This window comes from Paraburkholderia sp. CNPSo 3076 (genome assembly GCF_026343935.1).
Lineage (GTDB): Bacteria > Pseudomonadota > Gammaproteobacteria > Burkholderiales > Burkholderiaceae > Paraburkholderia > Paraburkholderia nodosa.
In genome coordinates this window covers 65,088-77,617 of record NZ_JAPMAL010000039.1, presented here as the reverse complement: position 1 = coordinate 77,617, position 12,530 = coordinate 65,088, and the positions used below count along the sequence as shown (strand labels likewise).

The 12,530-nt window shown below is 65.5% G+C and carries 12 protein-coding genes and 1 pseudogene; 8 read left to right on the top strand and 5 right to left on the bottom strand.

The genetic code is table 11. The features are described from left to right. The 3 genes and pseudogenes from M3A49_RS34845 to queF all read left to right on the top strand — a co-directional run. Positions 1-610, top strand: a pseudogene (locus tag M3A49_RS34845) (threonine ammonia-lyase, biosynthetic); the annotation flags it as partial. Between the two features lie 12 nt (positions 611-622). Beyond that, on the top strand, positions 623-1,543 hold the full coding sequence (locus M3A49_RS34840) for a 5'-nucleotidase (RefSeq protein WP_266232944.1): 921 nt from the start codon (positions 623-625) through the stop codon (positions 1,541-1,543). Further along, complete coding sequence (gene queF / locus M3A49_RS34835) at positions 1,540-2,364, top strand: NADPH-dependent 7-cyano-7-deazaguanine reductase QueF (RefSeq protein ID WP_254356844.1); 825 nt, start codon at positions 1,540-1,542, stop codon at positions 2,362-2,364. Before M3A49_RS34840 ends, queF begins: the two co-directional genes overlap by 4 nt. Positions 2,365-2,463: 99 nt before the next feature. On the opposite strand, the gene mtgA is transcribed toward queF, so the two are convergent. The 5 genes from mtgA to mpl form a co-directional block, all read right to left on the bottom strand. Continuing rightward, on the bottom strand, positions 2,464-3,237 hold the full coding sequence (mtgA, locus tag M3A49_RS34830; RefSeq protein WP_266232943.1) for a monofunctional biosynthetic peptidoglycan transglycosylase: 774 nt from the start codon (positions 3,235-3,237) through the stop codon (positions 2,464-2,466). A gap of 36 nt (positions 3,238-3,273) precedes the next feature. Continuing rightward, positions 3,274-4,164 carry a shikimate dehydrogenase gene (gene aroE, locus M3A49_RS34825; RefSeq protein ID WP_266232942.1) on the bottom strand — a complete coding sequence of 297 codons (891 nt, stop codon included), beginning with the start codon at positions 4,162-4,164 and terminating at the stop codon, positions 3,274-3,276. Beyond that, the gene (locus M3A49_RS34820) at positions 4,161-6,287 is read right to left on the bottom strand and encodes a ribonuclease catalytic domain-containing protein (protein WP_266232941.1); all 2,127 of its coding nucleotides are present in this window, start codon (positions 6,285-6,287) and stop codon (positions 4,161-4,163) included. The genes aroE and M3A49_RS34820 overlap by 4 nt, the downstream gene beginning before the upstream one ends. An 80-nt stretch (positions 6,288-6,367) precedes the next feature. After that, on the bottom strand, positions 6,368-6,943 hold the full coding sequence (locus M3A49_RS34815; RefSeq protein WP_266232940.1) for a YqiA/YcfP family alpha/beta fold hydrolase: 576 nt from the start codon (positions 6,941-6,943) through the stop codon (positions 6,368-6,370). Beyond that, positions 6,940-8,331 (bottom strand): UDP-N-acetylmuramate:L-alanyl-gamma-D-glutamyl-meso-diaminopimelate ligase, encoded by a 1,392-nt coding sequence (gene mpl / locus M3A49_RS34810; RefSeq protein ID WP_266232939.1) that lies wholly within the window; start codon positions 8,329-8,331, stop codon positions 6,940-6,942. Before mpl ends, M3A49_RS34815 begins: the two co-directional genes overlap by 4 nt. Positions 8,332-8,579: 248 nt before the next feature. Between mpl and M3A49_RS34805 the strand changes: the two genes are divergently transcribed. From M3A49_RS34805 to accC, 5 genes are all read left to right on the top strand, one after another. Further along, positions 8,580-9,224 (top strand): UDP-N-acetylmuramate--alanine ligase, encoded by a 645-nt coding sequence (locus tag M3A49_RS34805; protein WP_254343917.1) that lies wholly within the window; start codon positions 8,580-8,582, stop codon positions 9,222-9,224. Between the two features lie 11 nt (positions 9,225-9,235). Continuing rightward, positions 9,236-9,802 carry a TlpA family protein disulfide reductase gene (locus M3A49_RS34800; protein ID WP_028207833.1) on the top strand — a complete coding sequence of 189 codons (567 nt, stop codon included), beginning with the start codon at positions 9,236-9,238 and terminating at the stop codon, positions 9,800-9,802. Positions 9,803-9,996: 194 nt separating this feature from the next. Next, positions 9,997-10,449 carry a type II 3-dehydroquinate dehydratase gene (aroQ, locus tag M3A49_RS34795; protein ID WP_042270394.1) on the top strand — a complete coding sequence of 151 codons (453 nt, stop codon included), beginning with the start codon at positions 9,997-9,999 and terminating at the stop codon, positions 10,447-10,449. Between the two features lie 97 nt (positions 10,450-10,546). After that, positions 10,547-11,014 carry an acetyl-CoA carboxylase biotin carboxyl carrier protein gene (gene accB, locus M3A49_RS34790; protein WP_254356850.1) on the top strand — a complete coding sequence of 156 codons (468 nt, stop codon included), beginning with the start codon at positions 10,547-10,549 and terminating at the stop codon, positions 11,012-11,014. Between the two features lie 147 nt (positions 11,015-11,161). Continuing rightward, a complete protein-coding gene (gene accC, locus M3A49_RS34785) occupies positions 11,162-12,529 on the top strand; it encodes an acetyl-CoA carboxylase biotin carboxylase subunit (protein WP_028214031.1) in 1,368 nt (455 codons plus the stop codon). Position 12,530: the final 1 nt, after the last annotated feature.

Sequence of the window (12,530 nt, the reverse complement as noted above, 5' to 3'; positions counted from 1 at the left end):
GGCGATCACCTCGGGCGCGAACATGAACTTCGACCGCATGCGCTTCGTGGCCGAGCGCGCCGAGGTGGGCGAGGCGCGCGAAGCGGTGTTCGCGGTGACGATCCCCGAGGAGCGCGGCAGCTTCAAGCGCTTCTGCGAGCTGGTCGGCACGCGCAGCGTGACCGAGTTCAACTACCGCATCGACGACGCCGAGCGCGCGCACATCTTCGTGGGCGTGCAGATCCGCAACCGCGGCGAGTCGCAGCAGATCGCGAAGACCTTCGTCGATCACGGCTTTCCAAGCGTCGATCTGACCGGCGACGAGCTGTCCAAGCAGCACATCCGCTACATGGTGGGCGGGCGCTCGCCGCTCGCGCACGACGAACGCCTGTTCCGCTTCGAGTTTCCGGAGCGCCCGGGCGCGCTCATGCGCTTCCTTTCGTCGATGGCGCCGAACTGGAACATCAGTCTGTTCCACTACCGCAATCAGGGCGCCGACTACAGCTCGATTCTGGTGGGCATCCAGGTGCCCGCCGCCGAAGACGCCGAGTTCCGCCGCTTCCTTGCCACGCTCGGTTATCCGCACTGGGAAGAGACGAGCAATCCGGCGTATCGGTTGTTCCTCGCGTAACGAGCCGCAATCGTGTCCGTTTCGCTTTCCGACAAGCTCGTCGTCGCCATTTCGTCGCGTGCGCTCTTCGATTTCGAGGAGGAAAACCACGTGTTCGAGGCCGGCGACCTGCAAGCCTACGAGGCCCTCCAGCGCGGGCGCCTGAACGTGCCCGCGCGGCCAGGCGTGGCGTTCGCGCTGATCCGCAAGCTGCTCGCGCTTAATGACGGCGCGCATCACGTGGAAGTCGTGATCCTCTCGCGCAGCGATCCCATCAGCGGTCTGCGCGCGTTCAGCTCGTGCCGCGAGCACGGGCTCGACATTCAGCGCGGCGTCTTCACGCGCGGGCGCGAGCCCTGGCATTACCTCAAGCCGCTCAATGCGTCGCTGTTTCTCTCCGCGAACCCGGCGGACGTGAAGAGCGCGCTCGACGCCGGTTTCCCCGCCGCACGCGTCTTTCCGGAATCGGCGACAATGGCGGAACGCAACGCGCACGAGATTCGCATCGCGTTCGACGGCGATGCGGTGCTCTTTTCCGACGAAGCCGAGCAGATTTTCCAGCGTGATGGCCTCGGTGCCTTCGTGAGCCACGAGCGCGACAACCGCGAACTGCCACTCGCGCAAGGTCCGCTCCAGCCGCTGCTGGCGGCGCTCAACCGTCTGCAGAAGCTCGCCGACGCAAACGCGCAAATGCGCATCCGCACCGCCCTCGTCACCGCGCGCTCCGCGCCCGCGCACGAGCGTGCAATCCGGACGCTGATGGCCTGGAACATCGAGATCGACGAAGCGATGTTCCTTGGCGGACTCGACAAAGGCCCGTTCCTGCGCGAGTTCGAACCCGATTTTTTCTTCGACGACCAGATCCGCCACTGCGAATCCGCGCGCTCGGTCACGGCCACCGGGCACGTGGCGAGCGGCGTGAGCAATCTCGCAACCGAAGCCAACGCATCATGACTCCCGATCAATCTCCGCTCGGCAAGGCCTCCACCTACACCGAGCAATACGACGCTTCGCTCCTGTTCCCGATCCCGCGCGCGGGTGCGCGCGAACAGATCGGCATAGGCGCGCAACTGCCGTTCTTCGGCAGCGATATCTGGAACGCCTACGAGCTTTCGTGGCTCAACGCGCGCGGCAAGCCGCAGATCGCGATCGCCACGTTCTTCATTCCCGCCGACTCGCCGAACATCATCGAATCGAAGTCGTTCAAGCTCTATCTGGGCTCGTTCGCGCAAACGCCGTTTGAATCCGCCGACGTGGTGCGCGACACGATCAAGCGCGATGTGACGGCGGCTTGCGGTGCATCGGTTTCGGTGAAGTTCGATCAGCCGGGCGGATTCGGCAAGATTCCGTTCGAGGAATTCGACGGGCTCTCGCTCGACCGCCTCGATCTCGACACGGAAATCTATCACCCGGAGCCGACGCTTCTTAAGGCGGCCTTCGACGAAGCCCCGGTGGAAGAAACGCTGATCTCGAACCTGCTCAAGTCGAACTGCCCGGTGACGGGCCAGCCCGACTGGGGCAGCGTGCAGATCCACTACGTCGGGCCGCAGATCGATCAGGCTGGCCTCTTGCGCTACATCATCTCGTACCGCAATCACACGGGCTTTCACGAGCAGTGCGCCGAGCGCATCTTCATGGACATCCTGCGCGAGTGCAAACCGGACCGGCTCGCCGTCTATGCGCGCTACACGCGGCGCGGCGGCCTCGACATCAATCCGTTTCGCACCAACTTCAACATGCCGATGCCGGATAACGCGCGGCTCGCGCGCCAGTAAGGGCAGGATCGCCGCAGTCTTTCGATCAGGCGAAACGCCAAAGCAAAACGCGCCGCAAAGACGGCGCGTTTTTCATGGGCGTGGCGATTCGCTGGCGCTTTAATGCGGCAACTCAGCCGCCCCCATGCGCCGCGCAATCACCGCGGTGCGCTGCGCGAGATACGCCGAGTTGCGATGCTCGTCGAAGTACTTGGGACGCGGCAGCATCACCGCGAGCCGCGCCGACTGCCACGGCGTGAGCTTCGCAGCGCTCGTGCGGTAGTAGTAACGCGCGGCAGCTTGCGCGCCGTACACGCCGTTGCCCCACTCCACCGAATTCAGATAAATCTCGAAGATGCGCTCCTTGTCGAGCAGCGTCTGCAGCATCCACGTGATGATGAACTCCTGGCCCTTGCGGATGTAGCTCTGCTCGCGCGAGAGGAACAGGTTGCGCGCGAGTTGCTGCGTGATGGTCGAACCGCCGCGCACGATATGGCCGCGCTGCTTGTTCTTTTCCCACGCCTGGAGGATGGCGTCGGTTTCGTAGCCGTTGTTGTTGACGAAGTTCGCGTCCTCGGACGCGATGATCGCGCGCTTCAGGTTGCGCGAGATCTGGTCGTACGGCACCCATTCGTGCTGGATCGAGAGACCGGGGCGGTCGGCGGAAAGACGCGCGGCGTCGGTGCGCATGAACGCCGTGGTTTGCGGATCGACGAAGTTCCAGGTCGCGATTTGCGCGAAGTAGAAGAGTTGCGTGACGATCCACGCAATGGCGAACACCGAGACGATCCAGATCAGCCAGCGCAGCGCGCCAGGACGCTTGCGCGACTGCGCGCGCCGCCCGCTGCCGCTCGCGACCGCCGCGGCCTGCGCACCGATGGCTTGCCTGCGCATGGCGTCGTCTCCGTTGTGTGCGAGAGGCGCTGAGCGTTACGCGGCCTGCGCGGCGAGTTGCGCGCGCAACGCCGCCAGCACCGGCGCGCCCTCGGGCCGCACGCCGCGCCACACGAAGAACGACTCGGCGGCCTGCTCGACCAGCATGCCGAGGCCGTCGGCCGCGCGCGCGCCAAGTGCCTGCGCGTGGCGCATGAACACGGTGGGCTGCGCGCCGTACATCATGTCGTAAGCGAGCGTGCCGGTGCCAAACGCACGCTCGTCACACTCGGGCAAAGCCGCATCGAGGCTGCCCGCCGTCGCGTTCACGATCACGTCGTAGGGCCTGGGATCGACCGGGTCGCAATCGACAGCCTCAGGACCGCCGCCGTTGAGGAGGCAGCCGAACTCGCCCGCCGCGCCGGTGAACTGCTCGATGAGCGCGTGCGCCTTGGGCGCCGTGCGGTTCACGATGGTGATCTCGCGCGGCCGGCGCTCGAGCATCGGCAGCACGACGCCGCGCGCCGCGCCGCCCGCGCCGAGCAGCAGCACGCGTGCGCCTTCGAGCGCAACGCCGAGGTTCACCTCGATGTCGCGCACGAGGCCGAAGCCGTCGGTGTTGTCGCCGAAGATGCCGTCTGCGTCGAAGCGCAGCGTGTTCACCGCGCCCGCCGCCGCCGCGCGCGGCGAGAGCTTGTGCGCGAGCGCGTGCGCTTCGAGCTTGAACGGCACGGTCACGTTCAGGCCGCGGCCGCCCGCCGCGTGAAACGCCTGCACGTGCTCGACGAAACCGTCTAGCGGCGCGAGCAGGCGGTCGTATTCGACGCGCTCGCCCGTTTGCAGCGCGAACTGCGCGTGGATGTACGGCGACTTGCTGTGCGCCACCGGGTTGCCGACAACGGCGTAGCGGTCGGCGTGCGCAACCGGCTTCGACTCGCTGGCACTCATTCGCGCGGCTCCGTAGCGTGCCGTTCGCTCGATTGCTCTTCTGCGGCGGGTGCATCGCTTGCCGCCTCGCCTTCGCCAACGCCCGCTTCCGCGACGGCTTCCGCTTCGCTTTGTGCGGACTCGTCGGCGGTTTCGATCAGCTCTTCGTCTTCGCCCGCATCCTCTTCGGCCTGCTCGCCGCTCGTCACGACGGGCGCATCGAGCACGCGCAGCATGCGCACCGAAGCCTCGATGGTCAACTCGTCGATCGACAGCACTTCCATCATCAGACGCGTGCCGCGCGCATGCACGCCAAGCGCGAGTACGTGCATGAGCAGCGGCACTTCTTCGAAACGCACCAGGTCGTCCTTCACCACGCTCGCCGGGAATTCGCGGCGCGCCTCGCGCCCGCCCTCACCGCGCATTTCCTGCTGCAGCCAGCGCAGGCACCAGAAGTACTCCATGCGGCGCTGGTGATCGGCGTAAGCGGTGTAGGTCTCGTCGAAGCCCTGCACGACGGCGAAGAGATCGGCATCCTTGGGCTTGAACGGCGCGACGAGCTTGGCGGCCACGCCGTGCTCCACGCAAGCGAGCAACTGCCACTGGTTCACGAGGTCCACATAGCGGCGCAGCGGCGACGTGCTCCACGCATACTGCGCGACGCCGAGTCCTTCGTGCGGCGCGGCGTTGGTTTGCATACGCGTGCGCTTGGGACCGGTCGGCGCGCCGAACGCGCGCTGCGAGCGATAGATGCCCGGCACGCCGTGATCGTGCAGGAAGGCGCCCCACGTGGAGTTCGCGAGAATCGCCAGTTCCGCGACGATCAGGTCGAGCGGCGAGCCGCGACGGCGCGGCGAGATGGTCACATGCTCGCCTTCCACGTAGAAGTTGAAGTCGGTGTTGCGCTGGACTTCGCGACGCAGGCCGTAACCGGCGCGCGCCTGCTGGCGCTTCTCGAACAGCGCCTGCGCGAACGGCCACAGCACGGCGATGTCGTCCTTGTGCGGATACTCGCCCGTTCCCGCTGCGAGCGTCTCTTCGGTGACGACTTCGTCGAGCGTGTTGTGACGCAGATTGCTCTTCACGAACACGCGCTCGGCGCGCGTTTCGGTCGCGACGATCTCCTGCGTCTCACGGTTCACGATGCAGTAGAGCGAAAGCGCCGGACGCAGACCGCCTTCCTTGAGCGTGAACGCGTCGACGAAATCGTCGGGCAGCATCGTGATCTTGTCGCCAGGCATGTAGACCGTCGAAAGGCGCGTGCGCGCGATCGTGTCCGCCGTGTCGCCGCGCTGGATGCCAAGCGCAGGCGCCGCGATGTGAATGCCGATGCGCACGCGGCCGTCGGCCAGGTGCTCGATCGAGAATGCGTCGTCGATTTCGGTCGTGGTGACGTCGTCGATCGAAAACGCCTGCACGTGCTCGGCGGCGTCAGGCAGATCCTCGGGCAGCGTGCCCACTTCGACGGGCGGGAAACCCGTGCCGTGCGGGAAGAAGTCCGCGAGGAAGCGTGCCTCGTGCAGCGCGCGCGGCGAAGCAATGCCACCGTTTTCGAGCATGAGGCGCGGCATCGAAATGCCGCGCGCGGCGGCCGCCGCTTCGAGCGCCTTGTACTCGATGGAATTCTTGTCGGGCTTCGTGAGGAGTCCGAGCGCTCGGCCCTTGAACGCCTCGGGCAGTTCACCCGCCTTCAGCTCCTCTTCGTAACCGGCCTGCACCAGAGCCTGCTGACGCTTGCGCTCGAGCGAGGCCAGCGCCATCTTGAGCTGCTCTTCAGGCGCGCGCTGATACTGGCCGCGCCCCTTGCGGCGAAAGTACACGGGGGAGCCATGCAGGCGCAGCACGAGCGCGGCGCGCTCGACCGGGCCGTAGGTTTCGCCGAAATACTCGCTCGCAAGCGCCGTGTAGGCGAATTCATCGGCGGGCGCGCACTCCCACAGGAAATCCAGATCGATCTCCTGGGCGGCGGCGTCCGCCTGCTCCAGCAGCTCGCCCGCAGCCGGCTTCTCGAACTCGATCAACACGTCTTTGGCGCGCACCTTGGCGCGCCGCCCGCCCGGCAGCTCGACCTGAAACGCATCGCCCTGGCGCGACAGCACGCTGCCGGCCTTGAAACTGCCCGATTCCTCAAAGAAAACGTTCACTCAATACTCTCGTTCAGACTTGCTTCGACCGCCGGCGCGGCGCGCGGGCGGTGCTGTATACATATAGGCGTTCGCACGCATCAAGCGGCATCGCAGAAACGGATCACTTCGTCGACGTAATCTGCGAACTCGCTGATGCCATGATCGCTGCCTTCGATCAGGTGTGTGGGCACACCCGGATAGTGCGCGAGCATCTCGCGGTAATCGAGCACTTCGTCGCCGGTCGCCGCGATCAGATAGTAGCGCGCGGGTTGCGTCACCTTCGTAACGGCCAGCGCGCGCAATTCTTCCAGATGACGCGGTTCGACGACGATGCTGCCGCCGCCGTGCCAGAGCGGCTGCTCGCCGAGATACTTCGACAGATCGCGGTCAGGCACCACGGCGGGGTTCAAGAGCGCAGCGCGCCAGCCATGCTTTTGCGCGAGATGCGTGGCAAAGTAGCCGCCGAGCGAACTGCCGATGAGCGTGACGCGCTCGCCCGGCTTCAATTGCGCGCCGATCTCCTGCTCGGCGAGCGCAATGGCCTCCTGCGGCGACACCGGCAGCGTCGGGCACAGCCATTCGCCGCTGCGTCCCAGCTCGGCCATGCGCGCCGCCAGCAGGCGCGCCTTGAACGACTGGGGCGACGAGCGAAAGCCGTGCAGATAGACGATCACGCCGCGCTCCGTGCCGAGAGCGCGTCGAGCAGCTTTTGATGCACGCCGCCGAAACCGCCGTTGCTCATCACGAGCACCTGGTCGCCGGGGCGTGCGGCTGCGGCGACCGCCTTCACGAGCGCTTCGAGATCGTGGAAAGCGCGAGCCTTTTCGCCGAGCGGGGCCAGTGCGCCAACGAGGTCCCAGCCGAGCGCATCCTTGCCGCTCGGTGCGCCGTAGCCGAACACGAGGTCGGCGTCGGCGAGACTCGCGGGCAGCTGCGCCTTCATCACGCCGAGCTTCATCGTGTTCGAGCGCGGCTCCAGCACGGCGAGGATGCGCGTGTTTTCGTGGCCGACGCGCGTGCGCAGGCCGGCGATCGTCGTTTCGATGGCCGTGGGATGGTGCGCGAAGTCGTCGTAGACGGTCACGCCGTCAACGCTCCCGCGCACTTCCATGCGGCGCTTCACGTTGCGGAACGTGGCGAGCGAGGCGGCGGCCTGCGCGGGCGGCACGCCCACGCTGCGCGCGGCGGCAATCGCCGCGAGCGCATTCAGGCGGTTGTGTTCGCCCTGGATCTGCCAGTCCACCACGCCTGCACGTTCGCTGTTGTGATAGACGGCGAAGCGCTCGTCCACCGCCACGCCGTCTTCAGCGGGCAGCGCCTGCCAGCCGCCATCCACGCCGAAGCGCTCCACGTCGCTCCATACACCGCGCGTGAGCACGCGTTCGAGCGCGTCCGAGCGGCCGTTCGTGACGATGCGGCCAACGCCCGGAATCGTGCGCACGAGATGATGAAACTGCGTTTCGATCGCCGCGAGATCGGGGAAGATGTCGGCGTGATCGAATTCGAGGTTGTTGAGCAGCGCCGTGCGCGTACGGTAATGAACGAACTTCGAGCGCTTGTCGAAGAACGCCGTGTCGTACTCGTCGGCTTCGATCACGAAGAAGCTCGAATCGGTCAGGCGCGCCGACACGCCGAAATTGAGCGGCACGCCGCCGATCAGGAAGCCGGGATTCAGGCCCGCGTCTTCGAGCAGCCACGTGAGCATCGAGCTCGTGGTGGTTTTGCCGTGCGTGCCCGCCACCGCGAGCACCCACTTGTCGCGCAGCACGTGTTCGCCGAGCCACTGCGGACCCGACGTGTACGGCAAGCCGCGATTGAGGATCTCCTCCATCAGAGGGTTGCCGCGCGTGACCACGTTGCCGATCACGTAGAGATCGGGCTTGAGTTCAGTCTGGCTCGCATCGTAACCCTCGATGAGGCGGATGCCCTGCGCTTCGAGCTGGGTGCTCATCGGCGGGTACACGCCGGCGTCGCAGCCGGTCACCGTGTGGCCCGCGCTGCGCGCGAGCACCGCGAGTCCGCCCATGAACGTGCCGCAGATGCCGAGGATATGGATGTGCATAAGCCTGTCGCGCCGCGCGGGCGTCGTGAACCCGTTGATCGGATTGATCGGTTGAAAAGGATGGAGAAGCTGGAACGACGGCAGCCCTGCGCCGCCGCAGCAAAGACGGGTATTGTACCCGAGGCCCCGAGCCCTATTGGCTCGACCAAGGCTCTCACGGCGACGGAAAATCCCTGACCACCCCGGCGGCGGGTGCGGCGCAGTGGCCGCCTGCAGGAGCCCAGGGCGATCTCTAGTATCATTAAAGGATGGTTCGCAGATCACATTTCGATCCCCAGCGCGTGCGCGAGGAAATCGCCATCGCGGCAGCAAGGATGATCGCCGAGGACGGCCTCGACTACGCCACCGCCAAACGCAAGGCGGCCCGGCAGGTCGTGGGGGAGACGCGTATCGAAGGCACCTGGCTGCCCGACAACGATCAGATCGAGGAAGAGATCCGCGAATATCAGGCCCTCTTTCAGAGCGACAGCCAGCCGGCCGTGCTGCGCCGCCTGCGCGAGATCGCGCTCGAATGGATGCAGCGGCTCGAGGCGTTCAATCCGTTCCTGACCGGCGCGGTGCTCAACGGCACGGCGGGCGAGCACTCCGACATCCATCTGCAGATTTTTTGTGACAACGCGAAGGATGTCGCGATCTGGCTCCTGAACGCGAACGTGCAGTACGACGTGTCGGAAACGCGCCATTTCGCGGCGCGCGGCCTCGTGGAGACACTCAGCTTCATGTGGCGTCCGTCGCGCGCCGAGGAGCCGGTGGGCATACACGTTGCACTCTACAATACGGACGACTTGCGCGGCGCCGTGCGCGCCGACGCGCGTGGCAGGCTGCCGCGCGCCAATGCGCAGGCCCTCCAGGCGCTGATCGACGAGAGCGGCGCCACTTCTTCTACAACCTGAAGACGGCAGCGATGAATACGAAGCGGATTCTGGCCGGCGTCGCAGTGGCGGCAATCGCCGCAGGCGGCGGCATACTGGCTGGGCACTGGGCCACGAGCGGCAGCGCCGGCGTGGCCGACGCGGCCTCGGTAAGCGCGGCCTCGGCGAGCGGCAAGCAGAATGCGGTCGGCCAGCTCTGGTCGGCGGCGGTCACGAACCCGGACGGCAAGGCGCAATCGCTCGCCATCTACAAGGGCCGGCCGATCGTGGTCAACTTCTGGGCCTCCTGGTGCGGCCCGTGTGTCGAGGAAATGCCGGAGCTTTCGGCGCTCCAGCGTGAATACGCGAAGAAGGGGATTCAGTTCGTCGGCGTAGGCGTGGATTCGGCCGCGAACATCAAGACGTTCCTCAAGAAGGTGCCAGTCGATTACCCGATCTACATCGCCGGCTTCGGCGGCGCGGACGTCGCGCGCGCATTCGGCAACAACGCAGGCGGCTTACCTTACACGGTGGTAATCGACGCGAACGGCGCCGTTCGTTCGACAAAATTAGGGCAAATCAAGCCGGACGAGCTTCGACGCACGCTCGACGCGCTTTGACGCAGCGGAATATTTGGGACAATCTTAAGCGCCGTAGCGCAGATTTTGCCGTGTGAATCCTGTCATTTGACTGAAGATCGGCCCGGACCCTCGCCGCAAGGCATGGTCGGGGCCATATCGTCTTATCGGAAAACTAGACAAAATTCTCTAATCGGCGCTAAAGTTCGCGCAATTCCACGGAAAAAGAAGCGACCATGACGCGACTGCTGGTTCTGCACGGCCCCAACCTCAATCTTCTCGGCACCCGGGAACCGGAGGTGTACGGGCGCGTGACGCTGCCGCAGATCGATCAGGCGCTCTCGGACCGCGCGGCGGACGCCGGCGTCGAGCTCGCGACCTTCCAGAGCAACCACGAAGGCGCGCTGGTCGACCGCATTCAGTCGGCCCGCACCGAGCAGACCGACTTCATCCTGATCAACCCGGCCGCGTACACGCATACGAGCGTCGCGATCCGTGATGCGCTGGCAGGTGTCGGCATCCCATTCGTCGAGATTCACCTGTCGAACGTGCATCGCCGCGAGTCCTTCCGGCACCATTCGTATTTTTCCGACCAGGCCGAAGGTGTGATTTGCGGCCTCGGCTGGAAGGGTTATCTCTACGCGCTCGAATACGCGCTCGACCGGCTCGCTGCCCGGTCGGCGGCCTGATTCCTGCGCCGGATGACCGTCAATACCTGAACAACAACCCGTGTCGGGACGCGCGCGCCCCGGCACTTCACGTATTCAAAGTAAAAGGGGCTGCACCATGGATCTACGTAAGCTGAAGACTCTGATCGACCTCGTCTCCGAATCGGGCATCTCGGAGCTCGAAGTGACCGAGGGTGAAGGCAAGGTGCGCATCGTCAAGAACGCGCCGCCCGTTTACGTGCAGCCGGGCCCCGCGCAATACGGGGCGCCGATGATGGGCGCTCCGCTCGCAGCGCCCGCCCATGTCGGCGACGCTGCCGCAGCCGCCCCCGCAGCGCCCGCTGTGCCGCAAGGCCATATCGTGACCTCGCCGATGGTGGGCACGTTCTACCGCGCGCCGTCGCCGGGCGCCGACCCGTTCGTCCAGGTTGGCGACACGGTCAAGGAAGGCCAGACGCTTTGCATCATCGAAGCGATGAAGCTGCTCAACGAGATCGAGTCGGACACGTCCGGCGTGGTCAAGGAAATCCTCGTCGAGAACGGCCAGGCAGTTGAATACGGCCAGCCGCTCTACGTGATCGCCTAAGCTTTTCTGCGCGCGGCGGCGGCCTGCTTTTTTGGCCGCGCCGCGTTTGTCGCGTTTGGCGCCCCATGACGGCGACGCACGCGACCGATCCTCTGAGGCGTACGCACATACGACTTGCGACGCCCTTTGATGAGTCGAATACCCACCATGTTTGAAAAAATCCTCATTGCCAATCGTGGCGAAATCGCGCTCCGCATCCAGCGCGCGTGCCGCGAACTCGGCGTCAAGACGGTCGTCGTCTATTCGGAAGCCGACAAGGAAGCCAAGTACGTGAAGCTCGCGGACGAGGCGGTCTGTATCGGCCCGGCGCCTTCGAACCTGAGCTACCTGAACATGCCGGCGCTCATCAGCGCGGCCGAAGTCACCGACGCAGAAGCGATCCACCCAGGCTACGGCTTCCTCTCCGAGAACGCCGACTTCGCCGAGCGTGTCGAGCAGTCGGGCTTCACCTTCATCGGCCCGCGCCCGGAAACGATCCGCATGATGGGCGACAAGGTCACGGCGAAGCAGACCATGATCAAGACCGGCGTGCCCTGCGTGCCGGGCTCGGAAGGCGCACTGCCCGACGATCCGAAGGAAATCGTGAAGATCGCCCGCGCGATCGGCTACCCCGTCATCATCAAGGCGGCGGGCGGCGGCGGCGGCCGCGGCATGCGTGTCGTGCACACGGAAGCGGCGCTCGTGAACGCGGTCAACATGACCCGCGAGGAAGCCGGCCGTGCGTTCGGCAATCCGCAGGTCTACATGGAGAAGTACCTCGAGAACCCGCGTCACATCGAGATCCAGATTCTCGCGGACTCGTTCAAGAACGCCGTGTGGCTCGGCGAGCGCGACTGCTCCATGCAGCGCCGCCACCAGAAGGTGATCGAGGAAGCGCCGGCGCCGGGCATCGCGCGCCGCCTGCTCGATCGCATCGGCGATCGTTGCGCCGACGCGTGCAAAAAGATGGGCTACCTCGGCGCGGGCACGTTCGAGTTCCTGTATGAAAACGGCGAGTTCTACTTCATCGAGATGAACACGCGCGTGCAGGTCGAGCACCCGGTCACCGAGCTGATCACAGGCATCGACATCGTGCAGGAGCAGATCCGCATCGCCGCGGGCGAGAAGCTCTCGTTCCGCCAGCGCGACATCCAGCTGAAGGGCCACGCGATCGAGTGCCGTATCAACGCGGAAGATCCGTTCAAGTTCACGCCGTCGCCGGGCCGTCTCACGTCGTGGCACATGCCGGGCGGTCCTGGCGTGCGCGTCGACTCGCATGCCTACAATGGCTATTTTGTGCCGCCGAACTATGATTCGATGATCGGCAAGCTGATCACCTACGGCGCCACGCGCGAGCAGGCCATTCAGCGCATGCGCATCGCGCTCTCGGAAATGGTGGTCGAAGGCATCCAGACCAACATCCCGCTGCACCGCGAGCTGATGCTCGACGCGAAGTTCGTCGAGGGCGGCACGAGCATTCACTACCTCGAAAGCCGTCTGGCCGAACGTCAGGCAGTGAAAAAGGACGAAGCGTAAT

Bases quoted from the DNA above. Each gene is read 5' to 3' on its own strand.
- queF (WP_254356844.1), top strand. From the start codon at position 1,540: ATGACTCCCGATCAATCTCCGCTCGGCAAGGCCTCCACCTACACCGAG.
- M3A49_RS34800 (WP_028207833.1), top strand. From the start codon at position 9,236: ATGAATACGAAGCGGATTCTGGCCGGCGTCGCAGTGGCGGCAATCGCC.
- M3A49_RS34805 (WP_254343917.1), top strand. From the start codon at position 8,580: ATGGTTCGCAGATCACATTTCGATCCCCAGCGCGTGCGCGAGGAAATC.
- accC (WP_028214031.1), top strand. From the start codon at position 11,162: ATGTTTGAAAAAATCCTCATTGCCAATCGTGGCGAAATCGCGCTCCGC.
- mpl (WP_266232939.1), bottom strand. From the start codon at position 8,331: ATGCACATCCATATCCTCGGCATCTGCGGCACGTTCATGGGCGGACTC.
- accB (WP_254356850.1), top strand. From the start codon at position 10,547: ATGGATCTACGTAAGCTGAAGACTCTGATCGACCTCGTCTCCGAATCG.
- mtgA (WP_266232943.1), bottom strand. From the start codon at position 3,237: ATGCGCAGGCAAGCCATCGGTGCGCAGGCCGCGGCGGTCGCGAGCGGC.
- aroE (WP_266232942.1), bottom strand. From the start codon at position 4,164: ATGAGTGCCAGCGAGTCGAAGCCGGTTGCGCACGCCGACCGCTACGCC.
- aroQ (WP_042270394.1), top strand. From the start codon at position 9,997: ATGACGCGACTGCTGGTTCTGCACGGCCCCAACCTCAATCTTCTCGGC.